23 protein-coding genes and 1 tRNA gene are annotated in these 23,417 nt (G+C 26.6%); 15 read left to right on the plus strand and 9 right to left on the minus strand.

Annotated features, from left to right (window positions below; genetic code table 4):
* The 9 genes from ACJHWB_RS01120 to ACJHWB_RS01160 all read left to right on the plus strand — a co-directional run bounded on the left by ACJHWB_RS01120 (position 1) and on the right by ACJHWB_RS01160 (position 6,193).
* Positions 1-76, plus strand: a tRNA-Phe gene (locus ACJHWB_RS01120).
* Between the two features lie 72 nt (positions 77-148).
* Positions 149-829, plus strand: a complete 681-nt coding sequence (gene recO, locus ACJHWB_RS01125) for a DNA repair protein RecO (RefSeq protein WP_483132673.1) — start codon at positions 149-151, stop codon at positions 827-829.
* 22 nt (positions 830-851) lie between these two features.
* Positions 852-1,421, plus strand: coding sequence for a 16S rRNA (guanine(966)-N(2))-methyltransferase RsmD (gene rsmD / locus ACJHWB_RS01130; protein ID WP_483132674.1), 570 nt, complete (start codon positions 852-854; stop codon positions 1,419-1,421).
* Positions 1,414-1,998, plus strand: a complete 585-nt coding sequence (gene gmk / locus ACJHWB_RS01135) for a guanylate kinase (protein ID WP_483132675.1) — start codon at positions 1,414-1,416, stop codon at positions 1,996-1,998. Before rsmD ends, gmk begins: the two co-directional genes overlap by 8 nt.
* On the plus strand, positions 1,998-2,849 hold the full coding sequence (gene rsgA, locus ACJHWB_RS01140; RefSeq protein ID WP_483132676.1) for a ribosome small subunit-dependent GTPase A: 852 nt from the start codon (positions 1,998-2,000) through the stop codon (positions 2,847-2,849). Before gmk ends, rsgA begins: the two co-directional genes overlap by 1 nt.
* Positions 2,833-3,483, plus strand: a complete 651-nt coding sequence (locus ACJHWB_RS01145; RefSeq protein WP_483132677.1) for a ribulose-phosphate 3-epimerase — start codon at positions 2,833-2,835, stop codon at positions 3,481-3,483. The genes rsgA and ACJHWB_RS01145 overlap by 17 nt, the downstream gene beginning before the upstream one ends.
* Positions 3,484-3,572: 89 nt before the next feature.
* On the plus strand, positions 3,573-4,058 hold the full coding sequence (locus tag ACJHWB_RS01150) for a hypothetical protein (RefSeq protein WP_483132678.1): 486 nt from the start codon (positions 3,573-3,575) through the stop codon (positions 4,056-4,058).
* A 13-nt stretch (positions 4,059-4,071) separates the two neighbouring features.
* Complete coding sequence (gene trmB, locus ACJHWB_RS01155; RefSeq protein ID WP_483132679.1) at positions 4,072-4,677, plus strand: tRNA (guanosine(46)-N7)-methyltransferase TrmB; 606 nt, start codon at positions 4,072-4,074, stop codon at positions 4,675-4,677.
* 142 nt (positions 4,678-4,819) lie between these two features.
* On the plus strand, positions 4,820-6,193 hold the full coding sequence (locus ACJHWB_RS01160; protein WP_483132680.1) for a M17 family metallopeptidase: 1,374 nt from the start codon (positions 4,820-4,822) through the stop codon (positions 6,191-6,193).
* 66 nt (positions 6,194-6,259) lie between these two features.
* On the opposite strand, the gene ylqF is transcribed toward ACJHWB_RS01160, so the two are convergent.
* On the minus strand, positions 6,260-7,081 hold the full coding sequence (gene ylqF, locus ACJHWB_RS01165) for a ribosome biogenesis GTPase YlqF (protein WP_483132681.1): 822 nt from the start codon (positions 7,079-7,081) through the stop codon (positions 6,260-6,262).
* A 35-nt stretch (positions 7,082-7,116) separates the two neighbouring features.
* On the opposite strand from ylqF, the gene ACJHWB_RS01170 reads away from it, so the two are divergent.
* The 5 genes from ACJHWB_RS01170 to ACJHWB_RS01190 are packed head-to-tail and all read left to right on the plus strand — an operon-like array spanning position 7,117 to position 11,909.
* On the plus strand, positions 7,117-7,623 hold the full coding sequence (locus tag ACJHWB_RS01170; protein ID WP_483132682.1) for a dUTP diphosphatase: 507 nt from the start codon (positions 7,117-7,119) through the stop codon (positions 7,621-7,623).
* A 6-nt stretch (positions 7,624-7,629) separates the two neighbouring features.
* Entirely contained in the window at positions 7,630-8,487 is an 858-nt protein-coding gene (locus ACJHWB_RS01175) for an HAD family hydrolase (RefSeq protein WP_483132683.1), read from the plus strand.
* Positions 8,480-8,965 (plus strand): MPN499 family protein, encoded by a 486-nt coding sequence (locus ACJHWB_RS01180; RefSeq protein WP_483132684.1) that lies wholly within the window; start codon positions 8,480-8,482, stop codon positions 8,963-8,965. Before ACJHWB_RS01175 ends, ACJHWB_RS01180 begins: the two co-directional genes overlap by 8 nt.
* On the plus strand, positions 8,965-10,674 hold the full coding sequence (locus ACJHWB_RS01185; protein WP_483132685.1) for a hypothetical protein: 1,710 nt from the start codon (positions 8,965-8,967) through the stop codon (positions 10,672-10,674). Before ACJHWB_RS01180 ends, ACJHWB_RS01185 begins: the two co-directional genes overlap by 1 nt.
* Positions 10,675-10,679: 5 nt before the next feature.
* On the plus strand, positions 10,680-11,909 hold the full coding sequence (locus ACJHWB_RS01190) for a YbhB/YbcL family Raf kinase inhibitor-like protein (RefSeq protein WP_483132686.1): 1,230 nt from the start codon (positions 10,680-10,682) through the stop codon (positions 11,907-11,909).
* Positions 11,910-11,966: 57 nt separating this feature from the next.
* Here the strand turns inward: ACJHWB_RS01190 and ACJHWB_RS01195 are convergent, their stop codons facing one another.
* Genes ACJHWB_RS01195 through nusA form a run of 8 tightly spaced genes read right to left on the minus strand, consistent with a single transcriptional unit; the run spans position 11,967 to position 22,579 of the window.
* Complete coding sequence (locus ACJHWB_RS01195; protein WP_483132687.1) at positions 11,967-13,073, minus strand: endonuclease/exonuclease/phosphatase family protein; 1,107 nt, start codon at positions 13,071-13,073, stop codon at positions 11,967-11,969.
* A gap of 41 nt (positions 13,074-13,114) precedes the next feature.
* Complete coding sequence (locus tag ACJHWB_RS01200; RefSeq protein ID WP_483132688.1) at positions 13,115-13,999, minus strand: 5'-3' exonuclease; 885 nt, start codon at positions 13,997-13,999, stop codon at positions 13,115-13,117.
* Positions 13,992-16,925 carry a DNA polymerase III subunit alpha gene (gene dnaE / locus ACJHWB_RS01205; protein WP_483132689.1) on the minus strand — a complete coding sequence of 978 codons (2,934 nt, stop codon included), beginning with the start codon at positions 16,923-16,925 and terminating at the stop codon, positions 13,992-13,994. The genes ACJHWB_RS01200 and dnaE overlap by 8 nt, the downstream gene beginning before the upstream one ends.
* 3 nt (positions 16,926-16,928) lie before the next feature.
* Positions 16,929-18,302: a hypothetical protein gene (locus ACJHWB_RS01210; protein ID WP_483132690.1), complete on the minus strand. Its 1,374-nt coding sequence runs from the start codon at positions 18,300-18,302 to the stop codon at positions 16,929-16,931.
* A complete protein-coding gene (locus ACJHWB_RS01215) occupies positions 18,292-18,624 on the minus strand; it encodes a ribosome-binding factor A (protein WP_483132691.1) in 333 nt (110 codons plus the stop codon). Before ACJHWB_RS01215 ends, ACJHWB_RS01210 begins: the two co-directional genes overlap by 11 nt.
* A gap of 1 nt (position 18,625) precedes the next feature.
* Complete coding sequence (gene infB / locus ACJHWB_RS01220) at positions 18,626-20,434, minus strand: translation initiation factor IF-2 (RefSeq protein ID WP_483132692.1); 1,809 nt, start codon at positions 20,432-20,434, stop codon at positions 18,626-18,628.
* The gene (locus ACJHWB_RS01225) at positions 20,412-20,696 is read right to left on the minus strand and encodes a YlxR family protein (RefSeq protein WP_483132693.1); all 285 of its coding nucleotides are present in this window, start codon (positions 20,694-20,696) and stop codon (positions 20,412-20,414) included. Before ACJHWB_RS01225 ends, infB begins: the two co-directional genes overlap by 23 nt.
* Before the next feature lie 5 nt (positions 20,697-20,701).
* Positions 20,702-22,579, minus strand: a complete 1,878-nt coding sequence (gene nusA, locus ACJHWB_RS01230) for a transcription termination/antitermination protein NusA (protein ID WP_483132694.1) — start codon at positions 22,577-22,579, stop codon at positions 20,702-20,704.
* A gap of 151 nt (positions 22,580-22,730) precedes the next feature.
* On the opposite strand from nusA, the gene ACJHWB_RS01235 reads away from it, so the two are divergent.
* Positions 22,731-23,393 (plus strand): hypothetical protein, encoded by a 663-nt coding sequence (locus tag ACJHWB_RS01235; RefSeq protein ID WP_483132695.1) that lies wholly within the window; start codon positions 22,731-22,733, stop codon positions 23,391-23,393.
* The last annotated feature ends 24 nt before the right edge of the window (positions 23,394-23,417 follow it).

Here is a 23,417-nt window from a genome sequence, read left to right on the forward strand (position 1 = left end):
GGCTCTGTAGCTCAGTAGGTAGAGCAACGGTTTGAAGCACCGTGTGTCACTGGTTCGATTCCTGTCGGAGCCACCATATCTCATTAATCTGAGAATTTGTTTAATCTTTTTTTCAAACCCCCTTGGGGTTTTTTTAATATTTGTAAATATGCCTGAAAAAATTATTAAAGGAATTGTAATTTCTACTCAAAATTATGCTGATTTTGATCAAATTGTAAAAATTGCAACTTCGACAGGAATTATTAGTTTTATAGCTTTGGGTACACTTAGAGCTACAAGTAAAAATCGTTCAAGTTTAAATTTAGGAACTTTGGCTGAATTTGAAATTTTTTTTGCTAGACAAGAAGGTAAAATATCTAAACTAAAGAAAGCTTATCTTATTAAAGAATTAAATACTACTCAAAATATTGGTATACAACTTTGAAAAATAATAAGTCAATTAACTTTTACGTCAAACTATTTGCCTAAATTATTTTCATCTTTAGAACAAGCATTATTGAAGTGAAATAGTGAAAATTATCAAGCAATAATTGTTTATTTACTAATTCAATGAATTAAACTTCAAGGATTTATTACAAATTTTCATAAGTGTTATTTTTGTGGAACTAATCAAAATTTAGTGAATTTTGATTTTGAAAAAGGAATGCAATGCTTGAAGCATGAAAATAATTTACTTCACAAAGCTATAAAAAAAGATGCTCTTGCAATTTTTTATTGGTCTAATTTTAGTTTATCAATATTTTTAAATCAAATTAACTATAATTATTCTTTTATTTGTTTTGAAATTATTTACAATTTTTTAATTGAAAATACATATATGTTCAATTAATATGCTAAAATTTTGCTAATTTATGATTCGAATTATTTCTGGAAAATATCGACGAGCTCAAATAAAAAATCCTGATTTTGAAATTGTTCGTCCAATGTCTGATCGCATTAGAGAAGCTATTTTTGCTAGTTTGCAATTTTTTTTAATTGATAAAAAAGTTTTAGACTTGTTTGCGGGAACGGGTGCAATAGGAATTGAAGCAGTTTCAAGAGGTGCTTCACAAGTTTTGGCTTCGGAATTAAACAAATCAGTTTTTAATAATATTGTAGAAGTTGTAAAAAAGTACAAAATTGAAGACTATCAAGTTTTTAATAGAAGCGCAATAGATCTTATTTTTTCTGTTAAGGGTCAAAAATTTGATATTATTTTCTTAGATCCTCCGCATAAAAATGAACAAATAACTAAAGAATGTTTTAGTCATATTAGCAAACTAGGACTACTTAGTGATGATGGATTTTTAATTTACAAAACTAATTTAGGTTCAAAATTAATTCCACTAGAAAAAGGTGGTTTTAAAATAACGAAATTTAAAAAATATGGACCTAATACTGTCTTTTTTTTACAAAATAATAATGGTGTTATAAGTGAATAAATTAATTATTTTAGTTGGACCTTCCGGGGTTGGTAAAGGAACCGTTGAATCTGTTTTATTTAAAAACCAAGCAATAAAAATGAAACTTTCTATTTCAGCAACAACTCGTTCTAAACGTGAAAATGAAGTTCATGGAGTAAATTATTACTTTATTTCTAAACAAGAATTTGAATCTAAAATTGCAAATTCTGATTTTTTAGAGTGAAGTTCTCATTTTGATAATTACTATGGAACTTTAAAATCTCAAATTTCACAGATTCAAGAAGATGGTTATTTGCCTTTATTAGAAATTGATACAGTTGGAGCTCTTCAAATTATCGAAAACTATAAAAAAGAAAATCGTAGCGAAGAGCTTATTACTATTTTCATTGAACCACCATCATTAGAAGAACTTGAAAAAAGAATGATAAATCGATTAACAGAAACAAAAGAACAAGTTTTTAAGAGATTGGCAAAAGCTAGACAAGAAATTCAACAAAAACATTTATTTAAATACACTGTTGTCAATGATAATATTGCTGATTGTGTTGCCAAAATTGAAAAAATTTTGCTAGATGAACAACAAGGGCATTGTTAGTGGAAGGTAGAATTACACGCATTATTTCAGGTTTTTATGATGTTTTAAGTTTTGAAAATCAAAAAGAATATAAACTGTTGCGTGGAAGTGGCAAATTAAGAAAATCAAATATCACACCTTTAGTTGGTGATATTGTTGAATTTGATCCTCAAGGTTTGGTTCAAATTGTAAAAACACGCCAAAATTTTTTAGATAGACCGAAAGTTGCCAATATTGATTTAGCTATTATTGTCACTTCAGTTGTAGAACCTAATTTTTCATCTTTATTAGTGGATAAACTTTTACTTTTATTTGAATACAAACAAATTACACCAATTATTATAATTACTAAAGCTGATTTAGTTGAGTCTATCCCAACGGACATTTTAAATTATCAAAAGATGGGTTACAAAATTTTTATTCTAAACCATAAAGAAGAAATTAATCAACAACTTATAGATATCTTGGAAAATAAATTATGTTTTGTAGTTGGCCAATCAGGGGTAGGAAAAACAAGTTTTATTAATAATTTAACAAATGGAAATTATAAAGTTCAAAGCATTTCAAAAGCACTAAACCGTGGAAAACATACAACTAGAGTGACTCAAGTCATTAGGTATAAAAATTTTCAAATTATTGACACACCTGGTTTTTCAAGTTTTGAAATTAATTTAAACAAACAACAAATAGCAGTTGCATTTGAACAATTTGCTACACTAGCTAAAAAATGTAAGTTTAATACTTGTCTTCACATGCAAGAAAATAAAGAAATTTGCGTTGTAAAGCAAGAAGTTGAAAAGAAAACTATTTTGCCTTTTAGATATAAAAATTATCTTTATTTTTTGAGGAAACAAGATGAAAAAAATTATTAGCCCATCACTATTAAACGCAACAAAATCAAATAGAATTAAATTAGCACAAACATTATTTAATTTAGGAATTAAGTGAATTCATTATGATTATATGGATTCAAAATTTGTTCAGTCTGCAGCAATTTCAGTTTCAGAAATAAAAAAGATTATTGGTAAATTTTCAAAATATACAAGTGACGTTCATTTAATGTGTGTAAATCCAAGAATGGTTATTCAAGAATTAATATCTTATGTTGATTATGCAACAATTCATTATGAAAGTGTGTCAAAAGAAGAACTTGACCAAATAATAACGGAATTTAGAACTAGTATAAAAATAGGAGTAGCAATAAAACCAGAAACAAAAGTTGAATCTATTTTATACTTGTTAAAAAAAATAGATTTAATATTAGTTATGTCAGTAAACCCCGGCAAGGGAGGACAGGAATTTATTGAATCTAGTTATGAAAAAATTTCGCAATTAAGAGCTTACATAAATGAAAATAAATTAGATGTTTTGATTCAAGTGGATGGGGGTATTAAAGACTTTAATGCATGAAAAGTTTTTGAAGCAGGTGCAGATATAGTTGTTGTTGGGACTTTTTTAGCACATAAGCCATCTAAGCAAAAAATTACATCACTTTTAAAAAAATAATACTTATTATTTAAACATAGTTGTTAAAAAACAGACTAAAAAATTATTTTTATAGTATACTTTAATTAATTTATAATAAAGGGAATATTATGAGCAAATTATCTAAAGTTAGAAAAGACGGATTATCACAAAGTCAAGCATTCTTTTATGAAGCAGTAGGTGGTTTATTCGGTGCAGGTTTGTGATATTTAGGTCGAATTAACCAAGCAATTATTCGTGCAGGATTAACTATTGTTGCTATTTTGTGTGTTTTCATTTCAAGAGCAATGTATGATGCATCAAGTATACAAGATGTTATTTCTAATAAAGTTTTTGGGATAACATTATTTGGTGTACTTTTATTAGTTGTTGTTATAATTTGAAATTTAATATCATTAGTAATGATATTAAAAGGTGTGCAAAAAGATGGCTATTTAGTTAAAATAAATGATTGAGAAAAAATTGATGTCTTAACACCTCACTATAATCACATTAATCACAAAAGTTTTTCAATTCTTGAAATTGAAGCAGGAATTATAGATAGTCATGCTAGTTTAAGAAGCAACCACCATCCAGATTGTCCAAATAGAAATTAAATTTAAATTTTAAATGAGATTAAAAAATATACCAAACGCTCTTGAAAAACTAGAAGAATTAAATTTGTTAGTAACTAAACCTATATTAGTTAATGAAAATTGAATTATAGAAGTTGGTATGGGTAAGGGTGAGATGATAGCTTCTCTAGCTCAAAAAAATCCAAATCAAAATTTTTTAGGTGTTGAAAAATTCCCTTCTGCTGCAGTAAAAATTGCAAGATTTGTTAAAAATCATACATCTAACAATTTATTTATTTTGTGCAAGGACTTATTAGAAGTTTCTAATTGAGTAGAAGGTAAAGTTGATCAAATATGGTTAACTTTTAGTGATCCATGACCAAAAAAGAAACATTTAAAACGTAGGTTAACTTATAAAACATTCTTAAATGTTTACAAACAATTATTATCTTCTAATGGAAAGTTAAGACTAAAGACTGATAGTGAAAGTTTTTTTAACTTTAGTAAAGAATCTTTAATTGAAAATAGATGAGTTATTGATTATGCAATTAATGACATTACCCAATCTTATTTTGCTCAAGAGAATATTCAAACAAGTTATGAAAAAAAGTGAACTGAAAAAGGAAAAAATATTTTTTATTTAGAAGCGCACCCTTTATAACTAAATTTTTAAGCTTTTTTTTTTTTTTTGGTAAAATTTAAGCAATTAATTTTTAAAATTTTGGATTATAATATATAAAATATATTATTTTTAAAATTTTAGAAAATATTATTTCAGTAAATATAACAAAGGCTATTATATTATGACAAAATTTATTGATGCGTTTATCAAATATGCAAATGAATTCGACTCAAGTATTATTACACTTGAGCCTGCATACACCGAAGACAACATTCCTTACTTAATAAAGGAAGATTTTCATATTACTGAATTCCTTTCTGAAAAGAAAGCATACATTTTTTTAGGAAGTAAAAATAAAGAGTTTGGCAAAGACCGTATGCGTCAACTTGCATCTAAAATAGCCCAACTTCCACGTGATATTCAAATTAATTATGATAAATTTAATTTAAATTTTTTAAAGTATTTGATTGAAGTTGTTGCTTTTGTTAGATCAGATATTTTTTCAGTACGTTCAGATGCAGAAAAAACTAGAGCTAAATTCAAAGATATTATTGTTGTAAGTAAAGATGTAGACAAACTCAAACCTTTAGTTGATAAATATCAAACCATTAATCAAGCAGTTAACTTTGCTCGTCATTATCAAAACATGCCACCTAACATTGCTAATTCTGAATTTTTAGCTAAAAAGATTCAAGAAAAGCTTTCTAAAAATTCTAATTTAACTGTCAGGGTATTAAATGCGGATGAAATTAAAGATTTAAAAATGAATTTATTTTTATCTGTTAATAGAGGGTCTACTTATGAACCAAGATTAGTGGTTATTGAATATAACGGTTCTCCAGGTTCAGAACAAAAAACAGCTTTTGTTGGAAAAGGGATAACTTTTGACTCAGGTGGTTACAATCTAAAACCATCATCATATATGGCTAACATGAAATATGATATGTCAGGAGCAATCATTTCAGCAGCTGCAATGGACGCTATTGCTAAATTTGCTCCAGTAGCAAATGTTTGTGCAGTCTTACCTTTAACTGACAATAGAGTTAATGGGGATGCAAACACTCCTGATGCTGTTTGAAAATCAATGAATGGTAAAACTGTTGAAATCAACAACACTGATGCTGAAGGTCGTTTAGTCCTTGCTGATGCGATGACATATGCAATTCGCGAATTAAAAGCTTCAGAGGTCATTACTATTGCAACTTTAACTGGAGCAATTAGAGTAGCTCTTGGTGAAACCTTTACTGGTGCATTTGCAACAGATGAAAAATTATTTAAAACCTTTAATGAAGCAACAAAGGAAAGTGGTGAATTAATTTGAAGAATGCCACTTCACAAGGATTTTGCTCAAGAAATTCGTAAATCTAGTATTGCAGATTTAAAAAACACAGATTTAACTGGTGCTGCAGGATCTTCATCAGCCGCTATGTTTTTAGATGAATTTAGTGAAGGCAAACCTTTCTTACATCTTGATATTGCTGGAACAGCTGATGTTAAAAGAACACCAACCGGTGTGATGACTAAATCATTAATTGAATTTATTTTAAAAAAATAAATAATTTAAATAATTAAACCCGAAATTATTCGGGTTTTTTATTTTTGTTTTGAAAATAAAAATTTATTAATCTAAAAATAATTTTTGGTTTTTAATAAAATTAATAAATCAATACATAGTTTTATTTAAATCAAAACCATTTTTAGAAGAAAAATTTTTCAATTTAGCTAGTTTTTCAAGATTTTTTTCAATAACAAATTCATCTTCTGATGGTTCCAAGTTTAATTGCAACAAAATATTAGAACAACAATTTGAAATTAATTTATAAATATTGAGAGTTAAGAATTTTAAATCAAAAATATCGATAGGAATTGCATTTAAAATAATTAATTTAAAACCATTTGTTTGATCTTCTATTTTTGGAAACATAATTCCAGGCGTATCTAAAAACATAAAATTACCCACATTTATTCATTGATTAGATCTAGTTACTCCAGGAATATTGGCTGTTTTTAATTTTGATTTAGTTAACAAATTAATTAAAGTAGATTTACCACCATTTGGAATACCAACAACAAAAATTTTTAAATCAGTATTAATAAAACCTTTATTTTTTAATTTATCTACTTTTTGTTGTAAAAATATGTTTAGTTTATTAAAAATAATTTTTTTAGAACTCATATCTTTTAAGTTTAAAACTAAAACTTCGCTATTTTTACTTTTTAATTGATCAATAGCTTGATTGATTTTAGTTTTATCAGACAAATCGCTTTTAGTAACTAAAATCAACCTGGGTTTATTTGGGTAAATTTTATCTAAATCAGGATTATAACTACTTAACGGCGCTCTACCATCTAAAACAACGATAAAAAGGTCAGCCAATAAAGCTTTTTCATGTATAGAGCGTAGCCCTTTGGCCATATGGCCAGGAAATCAATTAATTTTCATTTGTTTAAATTATAATAAATAGTAAAATTATAATTATGAATTTAAAAGAGATATTTTTCAAACAAAAACAATTAGATGAAAATTTTGGTGAATATATCAAGAAAAACAATAATCCATCATTTTCACAAAATTCAACTTGAGAAGACCAAGTGATTATTGCGGCCATTATTGAAATTGCGGAATTTTGTAATGAAATAGAGGCGTTTAAATATTGAAAACAACATAAAAAAAATAATCATGAAAAAGAAATAGAGGAATTTGCTGATGCAATTCACTTTTTAGCTTCAGCTTGTCTACACTTTGCAGTTGATTCTCAAATTGAAAAAAAAGTTGTTGTTTCAAAAGATTTAAATGAACAAACTAAAAAAGTTTTTAGTCTAGCAACAAATATGTTAAATAACAAAACAGCTGAAAATTTACGTGAATTATTTAGTTATTTTTTAGGCTTTGCGAAACTTCGAGGTTGAACTGATGATATGATTTTTAAAGCTTATGAACAAAAACATCAAATAAATATAAACAGAATAAAAAATAATTATTAGTAAAAAATGACAAAAAAAGAAATAAATTCTAAAATTAAAAATTTTGTTTTTGATCTAGATGGAACATTATTAAATACCGAAAAAATTATTGATGATTCATCAATTAAAGCTTTGAACAATCTTCAAAATCAGGGTAAAAAAATTATTTTTTGCACTGGTCGTGCATGATACTACACAAAGAAATATTATTCACAAATTAAGCCAGATTATCCAATAATTAGTTGCAATGGCGCAATGATTTATGATCATATCAAAGATAAAGTTATTTATGCAAAATTTTTTGCAAAGTCAAAAGTAGATCACATTGTAAAAATACTTAAAGAAAAAGAAATTACTTTTTTGATATATACAACTGAAAAAATGCTAGCTTTTAGCCCTAATAAAACTAAAGGATTTTGATTCAATAAATTAGAAGAATATAATAAAAGTACGGTTGATTGTTTTAAAAATCCTATAAATTATTATGACTTACTTACTTATGATTGAGAAAAACTTAATAATCATAAAATAGTAAAATTTTTACTAATTAAATCAGATAGCCCTGAATCTAATTTTTTAGAAGTTGAAAATATTATTAAATCTATTAAGGATGTTTATTTAGTTCAAGGTCAAAGTGAAGTGGTTGATATTATGTTGGCTGGTTTTGATAAAGGTCAAGGTTTGTTATTTTTAAAAGAAAATTACAATCTAAATTTAGAAGAAACTATTGCATTTGGTGATGCAGAAAATGATATTCCAATGTTTGGTCGGGTTAAATATTCTGTTGCTATGGGCCAGGCGCAACCATCTGTTAAAAAAGCTGCGACATTTGAAACGGATTCTTGCGACAATAAAGGTATAGTGAAGTTTTTGAATTATGAATAAATGAAATCAAATAACTAAAGTTAAGATAAATCATCATAATAATGGTTTTTGAGTAGTTCCTTCAGTTCAAAATTTGTTTTTTTCATTCAAAATATCAACAATGTCAATTAAAAAATTTAATAAATTAACCGATATAGTGAGCTTTCTTAATTTGCAAAATAAAGAAGTTATTTTTAATTTTAATGGTGATAAACAATTTAAAAAATTTAATTTATTAACAAAACTTAGAGGTTTTGATTTTGAATTAAACATTAATGAAATACAAAAATTAGATAATGGTGCTAAAATTTTGTTTGAACCAGTAAAAAATTGTAAAATTTACTTTGATAAAAAAGGCTTGACCTTAATTTATAAGGGTTTAATCCCATTTTTTTCTAAAAAGTATTATCAAAATTTGCTAATTAAAGCATTAAATGGTGATTCAAAAGAACAAGTTTACTTTTATTGAAGATTTTTTGGTTTTAAAAAAGGACGATAATGAAAAAATCTTTAACTAAACTACTCTTTTTGAGTTCTTCTATTTTAGTTCCACTTGTATTTGTGGCTTGTGCACAAAATCAAACACTTGAAAAAAAAGAACTGAAGAAAAGCGAAAAAGAATTACTTAAAAATATTATTGATGTTCCACTTGGGATTGAAACACAAAATGCTGACACATTTTATTATCAAGTTATAGCTAGTTATGCAGCCCAAGACTTTTCTGATTTAAATAGCAAAGTAAATGATATGATTGAAACAGTTAGCCCGCTTGCTAACAAAATAGGTGATGCAGAGAAGTACAAAGAAACACTTAATGAAACAATAAGTAAAATAGAACAAATAGCAAATCTAATAAATACCAATTTTAGCATTTATGAAAAAAAGAACTTTGATGATTTTAAAGCGAAATTGGACACAGCACTAAATGATGTAAAATCAATAGATAATCAAACAACAAATGATGCAAAAGCAAAAGAAACAATTACTAAATTAACTAATATAATACGTTCTATAAATGATCAAATATTTGATATAGTAAATACAACAGATTGGGAAAAATATTTTGATTCAGAAAAAGTCAAAAATGAGTTTCAAAAATATGTAAAAAGATTTTACGAAGGTACATCCTATTTAAATGCTAGTGAGTACTTGGGCAAATGAAGAGAATTAGGCACATATTCTAAAGATAACAAAACTTTAATCACAGGTTACAATTGATTTTATAATTATGGAGCTGGTTTCAATAAAGGTAATATTAATTTTAATCCCTTATATTTGTACAACTCACTTGCACTTCAACTTGCTAAAAAAACTTATGCAGTAAAAATATCTAACAATGAAAAACCTAGTGAGATAACTATTTTACAAAGTTCACTTTCTAACCTTGATAATTTTATTGAAAACACATCTAATGGTCATGAAAATGCTTTTTGATTCGATTATGATTTTAACAAACTTAATTATATTGAAAAAGTAATAGAAAGTTCTTTAAAAGACACAAGTATTAATTTTGGTATTTTTAAAAAATCTATTTTTGAACAACAATCTAAATTAATGAATGAATTTCAACAAATGGTTGAGGATGCAAATAAAAAAAATAGTCAAAAAAATGAAAAAGAAAATACAACCAATACATCAAATAACTCTGAAAATCAAAATCAACAAAATAATCAAAAAAACTTAAATAATTTAACTGAAAAAGACACGAACCCTGAAAAAAACAGTAAAAATAGTGTTGAAAATAAAGAAGATTCAAAAATTCAAGATACAAAAATTGGGCAAAACCAAGAAAATGAAACAGAAACTAAGTTTTATTTAAAACCTTATTTTTTTCAAGATTCACAAACTAAAGCAAATTCAGCTAACCAATTAGAAAATGTTATTTATAAGTTATATTTAGTTGAGCAAACTACTAACAAACCTAAAAATGTAGATCCAAGTGTGTTAATTACAGCTCCAAGTTTTTCTATTGAAGAGTTAAATGCAGCTGAAAAATCAGGTAATAACAATAATCCTAAAAAAATAAAGGTGATCAGTTTGACTAGAAGAATCATTGTCAATAATTTTTTAACAACAGAAAACAACACAATTGAGCCTCAAAATTGAAAATTTAATAAAGATTTATTTGTTCATACTCTTTGAAATGTTTTAGCAGTTGATCAAGGTTATCCATTACCTTTTGACGCATCATTATTGAAGGGTAATTAAAAATAATGATTGAAATTAAAATTCCCAATGTTGTGGGAGGAGTTTTAAATACTCAATTTGGTAATGGTAATTTAGGAGGAAATTTTAGAAATTCTGTTAGTTTTCCTTTGAGTTGGTCTAAAGTTAAAAATGCAAAATCATATGCAGTGACTTTAGTAGACTATGAGTCTACAAATACATTGGGTACTGTTTTTATTCATTGAGTGGTTGCTAATATTAAAACAAATAAACTAAAATGAGATGATTCTTTTTCAAAAAAAGACAAACTATTTCAATTTGAAAATAGTGTAACAAATAAAGCAAGTGCTTATATGTTAGAATCATTTTATCAAAGTCATCCAAATGGTGTTTACTTTGGTCCTTTTCCACCTGATTGTGACCATAATTACCGTTTAGAAGTTTTTGCTTTAGATGTTAGCGATATTTTAGAAGATTCTTCATTCGATCCAAAACAACCTTTATTTTATGATCAGTTTTTAGAATTAATTAAAAATCATATAATTGATTGAGGCGTTACAAGTTTTTTATATCGTTCTCGTTCTAAGGTTGAAGAAGGTCGAATTATTCCTTTAGAAATTACAGAAGATGAATTAAATTTACCTCTTTCTGAAGAACAAAGTAATTTTTTTGTTAGTTTTGACAAAATTAATTTTCATTCAAATGCCTTACAAGCTAGAAACAACAACTATCATCTTTTAGATATAAAACATCTTGGAAAAGAAGCCCCTTCATTGATTTATGGTGCTCAAAATTTTGATTTAGAAATTTATAGTGAGTCACAAAATATTAAAGAATATGTACTTTTAGTTACTAGTTTTGCAGAAACATCTTCACTTGGAGTAGGACTTGTTTGTTGAATTAAGGTTGGTATTAAAAAAGCAAATAATAGTTATAAAACTATTGTTTTAGCAGGGAATGATCCTTTTGAAAAAAGCAAAGATTTAATACAAATTCAAAACACTTTTGCAGGACCTAGTGCTGAAACAATTGCATCTATTATAGGAAAAAATGTTACAGATTTTGATTTAATCAATCATTCATATGGTTTATTATTTTTGCCTGGTTTCACAAATGGGCAAGGGAATTACAGTTTAGAAATTTTTGGAATCAACCAAGAAATTGATTGAGAAATTATCGAAAAAACTAAAGGACAAAAACTAAATGCAACTGATGTTCTACAAGCCATCAAAGGTAAAATAGTGGCATATAATAGAACTTTTTTCAAATTAGTTTAAATTTATTAGTAAATTTATATTAAAAGAAATGTTTATTTTAAACACTTTTTTTAATAATTAATCTTTATCATTTTTATCAAGTTCTAAAGTGAAAAAGACTGGGGCATGATCGCTTATACCTGTGCGAATTTTAGATTCAATGTCTTTTAGATGTTTTAATTTGTTATCTTTCTTTTTTAAGTTTTGAAAAACATCTTCATCAATAATATTTTTATCAAAAACACTTCACAAATCAAAAACCTCTGCATCTCGAGTTTTTAAATCCCCTTTATAAAAGATTTTGTCATATGAATTTGAATATTTATTTTTATATTTACCAAGAGAACTAAGATCATTAGGACTTAATAAAGATCTATAAGTTTTGAGCGTGTTAGCAAAAACACCGCTGTGATTCTTACCTTTAATATTTGTGTCCCCCATAAAAATAATTTCATTATTTGAACCATCATTTTCATCTACATAATTTAGAGCATCAATCAAATGCTCACCTTCTTTTACTTCTTGCTCACCTTGTTCGCTGTAACTACTTGAAGCTTCGTGGTGCTTTTTATTAGGACCAGGAGCATCAAAATGATCTAAAGCTACAGTAAAATCATTTTTAATATCACCCTTGGTCTGAAATTTTACAGCTACAACTGGTCTTGCAAATTCGAAAGTAGTTTTAGCTATTAGGTAAGGGTTGGTTTTGGATGAATTAAAATCAATAATTTCTAATAATGATTTTTTGTATAAAAAAGTATATCTTTCTTTTTGGTTAGGTTTGCCCTCAGATTCTGTAGTTAATTGAGCTCACTCTGCCTTAGGATCTAGTTTATTTAAATCATCTACAATTATAGAACCATCACTTTGGGGTTTTATTTCTGCAAGTCCAACTAAATCAGCTTTATTATAGTTGATTACATCCGCAATGGCTAAACTTTTAGCGCTGTTTTCTTTATTAATGTAATTTAATACATTTCAAAATCCAATTCGCAATGATTTAAATTGATTTAAGGAGTTGTTAGATATTTTTGAAGTATTATTTTCTGAATCACCAACAATAACGCCTTGATATTGTTGCTTATCATGTTTGAGTGCATATTTTACACCTAAACCAATACCAACTCCCATACTCATAGTTAGAATTAAACTAGAAATTAAAATATACTTAAATTTTTTCTTCATGCAAAAATTGTACAAAAAATTAAAAAAATTTACCAATTTTCTTAATTTTTTGTAAATGCAACAAAATTATTTTTTATTGTTTTTAATTCAAGTTTATCTAATAAAGAAATTAACTCATCATTTATTAAAATTTGGAATTTTTTTTCAATGATGTGTTGGTCAAAACTTGCATCATTTCTTAAAGTTATAAAATTTTGAAAAAAAAGTAATTTATCTTTTTTTTCTTTAATTTGATTACTAATTTTTGGTGTTAGAATTTCAACATTTTTAATAATATTACTTAAATTTTTAAATTCTTTTAATAATTTTTGAGCCCCTTTTTCTCCCAAACCTTCAATAATTTTAATATTATCTGATTTATCACCTGCTAGCACTTTAAAATCTACAATTTGAGATGGCAACATATTCATAATAGATTCAAAATTATCTATATTTTTAACACTTATAACATCATTTTTGATGGAATCAACAACGGTTGTTTGTTTGTCTACTAACTGAAGTAAATCTTGGTCAGAAGAAAAAATTGTTATCTGAGTGTTTGGGTTTTGTTGAATCAAAGTATACTTCATTGAAGCGATTAAATCATCTGCTTCAAAATCAAAATTCTCTGCTCAAGGGATTTCAGCAAAGCTTAAGATTTGTTTAACTATTTTCATTTGTTCAAATAATGAATCAGGTGCTTGAGTTCTACCTTTCTTATAATCAACAAAACTTTGATGTCTAGGAGTTTTGCTCCCTTTGTCAAAAGCAAAAAAACAAAAATCTGGTTGCATTAGTTTAATGAGTTTAAAAAAAGTCATAAAAAATGTATGAATTGCATTTGTTTGTTGTCCATTAGAATTTTGCATAATCAAACCATAACTACTTGCGTAATAAGATTTAAATAACAATAAATTTCCATCAATTAATAATGCTTTTTTAGTCATAATCAACCTCAATAAATTCATTTCTAGTAAATGAAAACATATTTTTTTCATTAATAGTTAAAAACAATTTGTATGATTTATTAACTTTTAAATTTTTAAAATAGTTTATTCGAAAACCAAAAACTCAAACCTTTATTTTATTAGATAAATCTGTTAAATGTAATGTTAGTGCATCTGCGCCATTTCTAGTTTTGCTATTTTCAACTTTGAGAACTTTTAAAATCATTTGATATTCAACACCTGTGTGCAAGTTATCTAGACTAGGTTGGTCAGCCAAAATTGTAGGTCTTGGTAATTCTATAAAATTCATTCCCAAAAATTCATATTCATTTTTTAGACTTTCTTTTAAATCAATATCTAATTCTTGTATTTGAAATTTAGAATTTATTAAATCAATATCTATTTTTATTTGTTTATTTTCATCATAAAAAATATAATCTTGGAATTGTAGAACACTTTGCAAGTTGGCAAGTAATGTCTGTTGGTTTCCAAAATCTGATAAAGCATTGGCTTTAATTAATTTTTCAATATTAATAGTTGAAAAATTGATAAATTTCATTCTTAAAACAAAATCTACAAATCCTTGATAATTACCATTGGTTTGGCGTTCCTCTATTAGTGATTTTGCAGCCACTTCACCAATTTGTTTTATCATAATAAGTGGTAAAACAATGGTTTGAGTTTTTTTATCATAAAAAGCATCCACTAATGATTTATTTACATTTGGTGGAATTACTTTATATTTTAGTTGCCTAACTTCCTTAACATATTTTTCAATATTAGCTTGATTTCCATTTTCATTTGAGATTAAATAACAATAAAATTGAGCAGGATACCTTGATTTTAAAAAAGCCATTTTATAAGCTAATGTTGCATATGCTGTTGCGTGAGCTTTGTTAAACCCATATGCTGCGAATTCTAGAATCAAATCATAAATTTGTTTAACATAGCTTATGTTATGTCCTCTTTCAATTGCTTTTTGAATAAAAAGCTCTTTATTTTCAGACATTTTTCCTTCGTCTTTTTTAGAAATAGCTATTCTAATCAAATCAGCTTGAGCCAAATCGAAACCAGCAATTATTTGACAAATCTGCATAATTTGTTCTTGATAAATAATAATTCCATAAGTGGATTCGAGAATTTTATCGAAATCAGGATGAATTTTTTTTCATTCTACCCCTTCATTTTTACGAGTTTTATAAACAGAAATTTGCTTTATTGGTCCAGGTCTAAATAACGAAATAGTTGCAATCACATCATTAAAAGAATCCACACCAACTCCTTTGATAGTGGAAGACATCCCTGGAGATTCTAATTGAAAAATCCCTTTAGTAAAACCTTGTGACAGTAATTTATTGGTTTTTAAATCAGAAAGCGGTAAATCTTCAAATTCTATTTTTTTACCATCTTCTTGAATAGAATTAAGAATTTCGCTAACAATATTTAAATTTTTAAGTCCTAACAAATCTATTTTTAAAAGAGAAAACTCTTCTAAAAATTCTGCACTAAACTGAACTTGGTTGTAACCTTCGCGAGAAAGTAAAGTAGGTACTAAATTAGTTAATGGTTCTTTAGAAATAACAATTCCAGCAGCATGAGTTCCGGATTGGCGTGGCATCCCTTCCAAAAATGTAGCAATTTCGTAAATTTGCTTATAAATATATTCACCATTTTCGTTAGGTTTTTCAATTAAAGTTCGAAAATTAGATCTTTTTTCGTTGTAACACTCTTCAAGAGTTTGTCCCATTTTAATAAGTTTGCTGTTTTGGTTAATTTCAGTTTCTGAAATACCAAAATTTCGAGAAATATCTCGAAAAACGCTACGCGCACCTAAAGTAGAAAAAGTTACAATAGTAGCAGTATGTTCAAAACCATATTTTTGTTGAATATAATCGATAATTTCATTTCGCCTAGTATCTTGAATATCAATATCAATATCAGGCATTGTAATTCTCATTGGGTTTAGGAATCTTTCAAATAGCAAATCATATTTTAAAGGATTAACTTGTGTGATGTTTAGTAGATAAGATACTAAAGAACCAGAGGAAGAACCACGTCCAGGACCTATTAAAATTTTTTGTTCTCTTGCTCATTTAAGAAAATCTCAAATAAGTAAAAAATAATTAGAAAAATTAAGATCCTTAATAGTTCTATATTCAAAGTCAAGACGTTTAAGGGCTGAAGAAAAATTTTTTAATTCATCTTCTTTAGATTTAAAAGCATCCCGTAAAATTTTTTTTAATTCAATATTTGGGTCAAGATCTTCTAAACCTACAACCGAAGGTAAATTTAAAAAGGGTTTTGGGAATTCGATATTAATATCAGCTACTAAATTATTAGTTCTTTCTATAATTTGCTTATCAACATTAATACTTCATTGATCAAAATTGTATAAATCTTGTGGTATATATTGGACACCACGAATCTTAGCCAATTCAATCAAATACATTTCTTCATCAGAATTTAAAACATTACGATGTTGAACTCAAATGGCATTAGAAATACTAGGATCATTTGCAACTATATAGTAATTTTTAAGTTTTAATTGCTCTTTGTTTTTAGTGAAATATCCAAAATCAGGGTGATCAATAATAATGATATTATCACTTTCTAATTCATTAATTTGAACATTTTGATTGTGCATTTTTTTTGAAGATAAATAGCACAGATGTTGATAACCTTTATAATTTTTGGCTAACAAAATAAAATGAAAATTCTCAGCAACAATTTCTAATCCAATAATAGGTTTAATTCCGTATTGCTTACATAGTTTATAAAATTTTGGAACCCCAAACATATTATTTAAATCAGTTAGGGCAAGAGTGTCAAACTGATTTTTTATAGCAAAATCAATGAGTAGGTCCAATTTAATAGTAGATGATAAAAAAGTATATTCACTATTTGTGTGCAGATTTATTAATTTCATAAATTATTGTTGTGAATTATTTAGTTTTTTCAATATATCTTGAATTTTTGATTTAATTTTATCCTGATTAGTTTCGTTAATTTGAGTTGCTGTGCCTAGTGGTGGTAAAGAACTATCTGTAATATTAATATCTTGCAAAGCAGGTGTGTCTTTGAAGTACTCATTTATAGCTTCATAAAAAAAAGGTTTAAAATTTTGATTTACTTTAAATTTAAAATATTTAGAATTTAAAACATCTGCAGGATCACCTTTGCTATCATTAAGTAGTAAGTGCATTAAAATTTGTTGTGAAGGTTCATCAGATTTTAAAATTTTAGCCTCTGGCTTACCTTTTTTATGTGTGTAAATATCACTTAATAAATCATAAATAAATTGTTTTAAATCTTGCTTAATTGTTATAAGTGAATCTAAATTATTGTTATTAAAATCATTGTAAACCACTTGTTGACCTTTAGTTAATTCTTTGCTAACTAAATTATTTAAATTTGGAGAAGCAACAAAAATTAATTCAGAGTGATATTGACTATTATCAGGAGACACTATTTGTTTTATTTTTTCTTGAATTTGTTCTTGGTTGTCTCCGGGTGAATAAATAAAAATTTGCTCATCATTGTTGTTAACTTTTACAACTAATCCAGGATTCAAACTATTTCAAAAAGAAACACCCGCTAAAAATCCAACTAGATTATTTGTTTCACTTTTGTGTTTTGTGTTTAAAATAAAACTAATCTTTCGCTTAAAATTATCCTTGGGAAATTTATTTGCTAAATATGCAGCACTTGCATAACCAACAATTCAATTTGGGTCTTGAGATCTAATCAAAATTGGTACTACAAATTTTTTAGTATCTTCAATTTGATTTCACAAATCATTTATTATAGTATTCATGTTTGGATTTATAGGAAAAAATAATGATTCATGAAGTTTTTCTTTTCAAAGCGGCGAATTATTTGGCAAATTATCAAATAATCATGATCTAAATTTTGAATAGTCAAAATTATCTTGGATAAAGAAAATATTAAAATTATTTAAATCTTTTTGTATGTTTTCATTAAGTTCACCTTTTATTTTCTTTTCACGATCAGGGTATTTACTATCATAATATTTGAATCATAAATCAGATTCTGGTCTTTGAAATCGTGTGTTTTCAACGTTGTTTTCTGTTTCTACAAAATTATCAATAGATTTTTCTAAAGCAGGAATTATTCCATCACTTTCGTTATCTCCAAGAACTATTTTAGGTCTTAAATTAGAAAATTTATTTTCTCTAAAAGCTTTGTAAAGCTCCTGATCAAAGTGACCACAAGAAACAAATGCAATTGGCAAAATAGGTAAAGATAATAATGACAATAATTTAATAGATTTTCTAATTTTCATGATGAATTTTTTCCAATATTTTATCAATTGACTCTACCCTTTTTGTAACAGGATCTATTTCAAAGTGTAGTTGCGGAACTTTGAATCCTACAGCAATATTTCCCAATTTTAGTCTAATGAATTTGCCAGCATTTTGTATATATTTTAAATTTTGTTCTTCATCCTGATCGAATATTAAGTAAATATAAAGATGAGATTTATCATTTGTAAGCTTAACTCAACTTACTGTTACGCCAAATTTATCACTAAAATTTTCTTGAAAAATTTCACTAATTAAGCGTAAAAAATGAGTTTCACGTTTTTGGTGACTTATGCTATTCATTTTAATCTTCCACCTCAACATCTTGATATGCTTTTATAATATCATCAACTTCAATATCATTGAATTTGACAATGTGGGTTCCAAATTCGTTACCAACACTAACTTCTTTGACATTGTTTTTATCTCTTTGAAGGGTTTCAAGACGACCTTTGTGAATCAATTTACCATTTCTATATAGTTCAATCTTAGATTCGCTAACAATTTTTCCATCTAAAACTGTACATCCAGCAATAGAACCCACCTTTGAAAATCAAAACTTTTTAATAATTTTTGCAGTACCTGAAAGAACCTCTTCATACTTGATTGTACGTAATTGTTTTACCATTGCTTTAATTTCATCTATTATTTTATAAATAATTGTGTGTTCTCGAATTTGAATTTTAGATTGTTTTGCTTGAGTTTTTATTTGATTATTAACAGGTAAATTAAAAACATAAATAATAGATTCAGAAGTTTGTGCTAGCAAAATATCGGCTGTAGTTATAGCGCCAACACCTGAGTGTAAAATATTAACTTGAACATATTTAGAACTTAATTGGCTAATTGCATTATCAATAGCTTCAACAACTCCTTGAGCATCAGCCTTAATAATTAAATTAATAACTTTGTCTTTTTCATCCACATTGTTTGTAGCTGTCTTTTGTTTGAATAATTGACTTTTTTGAATTGATTTTTTTTCTTCCGCTAATTGCTTAGCAAATTTTTCTTCATGAAAACCAAAAAAACGATCACCAGCCTGTGGAACATAATTAAGCCCACTTACAACAACTGGTGTCCCTGGTAAGGCTGATTCAATTGCTTGACCAACTGTGTTTTCTAAACTACGAATACGCCCATATTGGTGACCAGCAACAATAAAGTCACGAATTTTTAAAGTTCCATTTTGAACCATTAAAGTTGCTATAGCACCTTTACCATGGTGCAATTTAGCTTCTAAAACTGTTCCAATTGGAAAACGATTTTTGTTTGCTTTTAATTCTAAAACCTCAGATTGCAATAAAATAGCTTTAAAAAGCTCGTCTATTCCTTGACCAGTTAAAGCACTTCCATAAACAAACATACTTGAACCACCCCATTCTTCAGGTACTACATCTAGTGTGCTTAGTTCATTTTTTATTCGTTCAATATCCTTGTTTTGCTTGTCCATTTTATTTACGAAAACAATAATTGGTACATTAGCAGCTTGAGCATGGTGGATTGCTTCTTTTGTTTGAGGCATTACACCATCATCAGCTGCAACAACTAAAATTACAATGTCTGTAACTTTTGCACCGCGTGCACGCATTTGGGTAAAGGCTTCATGACCTGGAGTGTCAATAAAGTTAATCAAATTACCATCAACATTGACTTGATAAGCTCCAGTGTGTTGAGTAATTCCCCCAAATTCACCACCTGCTACATTTGATTTACGAATATAATCTAATAAAGAGGTTTTACCATGATCAACATGGCCCATTACAGTAATAATTGGTGGGCGATTTTCTAGTTCATTGTTGTCATCAACAATGCTAATTTCTTCCATGAAATTACTAGCGTTTACTTCTTTTTTGTGTTCAAAATACAAACCAAATTCCACACAAACTTCACCAATTTCTTCTTCGTTTACAATGTGGTTTAGGTTGTACATTTTTCCTTGTTTGAAAAACAAAGTAATAATGTCATTAACACTTTTGTTAATTTTACTTGCTAAATCCGCAATGCTCATTGGACCACTAAAGACAAAAACTCCATCTTGCACTTCTACTTTTACGGGATTTAGTTGAGATTTTATTTGCTCAATATTTGATTTACGATGTTCTTTTTTGGCCATTTTTTTCTACCTCTATTAATAATTGCTCATAAACTTCACTATTAATTTTAGTCTTAAAAGACCCATTTAATAGCTTTTTTTTAAAAAGAAGTGCAATTTGGTCTTCTTGTTTACAAACATAAGCTCCACGACCAGACATTTTAGTGTTTTGTAAAAAATTATCTAAAAAAACTTGCTTATTTTTATAAACAAAACGTAATAGCTCATTAATGTGGAAAATTTGCTGGCAAACAATGCACTTGCGACTATGATTGAAATTCATTTATATTACTTAAAACCATCAAGGTCATCTAAATCTAGATCTAATTCATCTACTCCACTATAACTTTCAAGATCTTTATCTGATTTGAAGTTTTGTACTTCGCGTTGAATAAACCTAGATTCAGTTGCTATAGTTTGAGATTTAGAAGTTTTTGTTAAAACTTTGTTATTAATTTCAATATTATTTTTAACTTCATTAGTTAATGAAGTTAAAGTGTTTTCAAATTCATTTTCATTCATTTGAGAATTTTTTGTATTTTTTAAATTTATATTTTTGCTGATTTTGTCAGATTTTGATGTTTCTAAATCTGAATTTTGTGCAGTTTTAGTTTCATCATATTGCTCTTGAAGTTGGTCGATCAATTTGTTTTGAGTAATAGACTCATTAAGAGCATTTTGTAAAATGTTATCAGCATCAAAAAGATCGCCTTTAGATTCGTTTATTTTATTGGATTTTATTTTATTAGATTTTGTTTCTGTCTGCGCTTTAGTAGTATTTTTTAGTTTTTTAGGTTCGGATAATTCCTGAGAAGAAGTAGGTGTGGATAAAATTGTTTTATTTTCTGTTTCTTGATTATATTCAAAAGATTGATCTTGTTCAAAATTGTGCATTTCATGTTCAAATTCTTCTAAAAATAAATCAAAATTTTCATTGTTGTATTCTTTTGATAAATTATGTGTGGTTTGACGACGATTTAAATACTCATTTTTTAAACTTAAAATTTCATTTTCATCTTGAATGTTTCCATTTCATTCAATTTTAAATTTACCATCTTTTAACACTTGTGAGTAAGGTAAAATTTCTAGGTTAGCGCGAGTTAGGTCGCTAGCTAAACGAACATTAACACCTTTTTTACCAATAGCCAAACTATGTTGGAAATCAGGAACAACTACAGTGTATTTTTTGTTTTTTGAGTTTGTCTTCATTTCTTTGACACAAATTACTCTAGCAGGTGCAATAGCGTTTGAAATAAATGTTAAAATATTGTCATCATGTTTAATAATTTCTAATTTTTCATCATTTAATTCTTTTGAAATTGCTTCAACTCTTGAACCCATTAAACCAATAATTGAACCAATTTCTGAAATATTTTGAGAGTCTGAACCCTCTACTTTACGAATAGCAACCTTACATTTTTCTTTAGGAGATCTTGCAATTGATGCAATTTCTAAATGGTTAGTTTGTAATTCAGGAATAGCTTCAATAATTTTAGATTTAACAATTTGAATTGACTTGCTAGATACTACGATTTGTGTTTGTTTTGCGTGTTTATTAACATCTTCGATAACAACTTCTTCACGAGTACCTATTGTTATATTTTTATCGGTTGCATAGTTGCTTGGCATAAAAGCGGCAACATTATCACCATCAATTTCATAGATAAAACCAGATGAAATTTTATTTGTTAGTGTAGCCATCACAACTTGTTCTTTTAAAGGAAAATATTTTTCATAAATTTTTTGACGTGCAACATCTGAAATGCTTTGCTTAAAAAGTTGACTTAAAGGCTCGTGTATATCTTTGTCAAATTCATCAATTTTTATTTCAATGGTAAAAGTGTCTCCAATTTTAGCATTTGGATCATTTTCTTTAGCCATTTTTTCTGTTATATAAATAACTTTTTCGTAATTAGAAATAGGTCCAAGAAAAAAATCATTTTCAACTACTTCTCCATTTTTGTTGAAAACTTGAAAAATTTGTTTTTTTGGATCAGAAATTATTTCAAGTTCCGCATCAGGATCTATTCTTTTTAAAATTGTTTTTTCAATTGCAGCAGAAAAAAGTTGAATTACTTCTTCTACTGAAATTTTATGTTTACTTGAAATATCTTCAAATTGTTGAAAAAAAGCAGATTTAGTTGAACTTTTTTTGTTAATACTCATTTCAAAAACTCCTTTTATATAAAAATAATAAAAGGTTGCTAGCAAACAACCTTGTTTTTGTGGTTTAATAATTTTAATAATATTGTATATTATTTTTTAAAAATAGTATACAAAAAATAGATGTTTCAATTTAAGTATATAATAATAAGAAATGATTTTTAATTTAAATTTAGAATACTTGAAAAAAATAACAAAAGTTGTTAAATTTTACTCTGGATTACACAATAAAACTTACATCGGTTACTTAAATGGAGATAAAGTTCAAATAAGAATAACTCAAAATAAATTTGTTAATTGAACTAATGAAGAAAAAGTTGTTAAATATTTTTCTAATACTTTTTTATTTTATAAAAAAGGTAATTTTATAAAAAAGTGAATAGATGGAAATGTGCTAACCAAAAAGGATTTAGTTAAGCATACAAATTTGCTTTTTTCAACAATAAAAAATTTTCATAAATTAAAAATTTTTAATTTAGAAAAATTTGATTGATTTCTAGATAATATAAATGATTTTAAATATTTTCAACTAGTTGATAAATATAAAGAAGATAATTTGGTTGTTGTTCATTGTGATTTGCAGTTTAAAAATATAATAATTAATGAAACAGCAACAAAAACAAAGATAGATTTAATTGATTTTGAATGAGTAAGATTAGGAAGTGAATATATTGATTTTGTATGCCTGCACTTGAACCTCAACATTGATAAAAGTATAATTATTGATTATTTTGAATTGGATAGTCAAAAATTTGATGACTATTTATATATGATGAGTGTATTTGTCAATTTTTGAAATAAAAAATACTACAACTAGATGTGTAGTATTTTTTATTTAATT

The sequence above is a fragment of the Mesomycoplasma sp. genome (assembly GCF_056854695.1).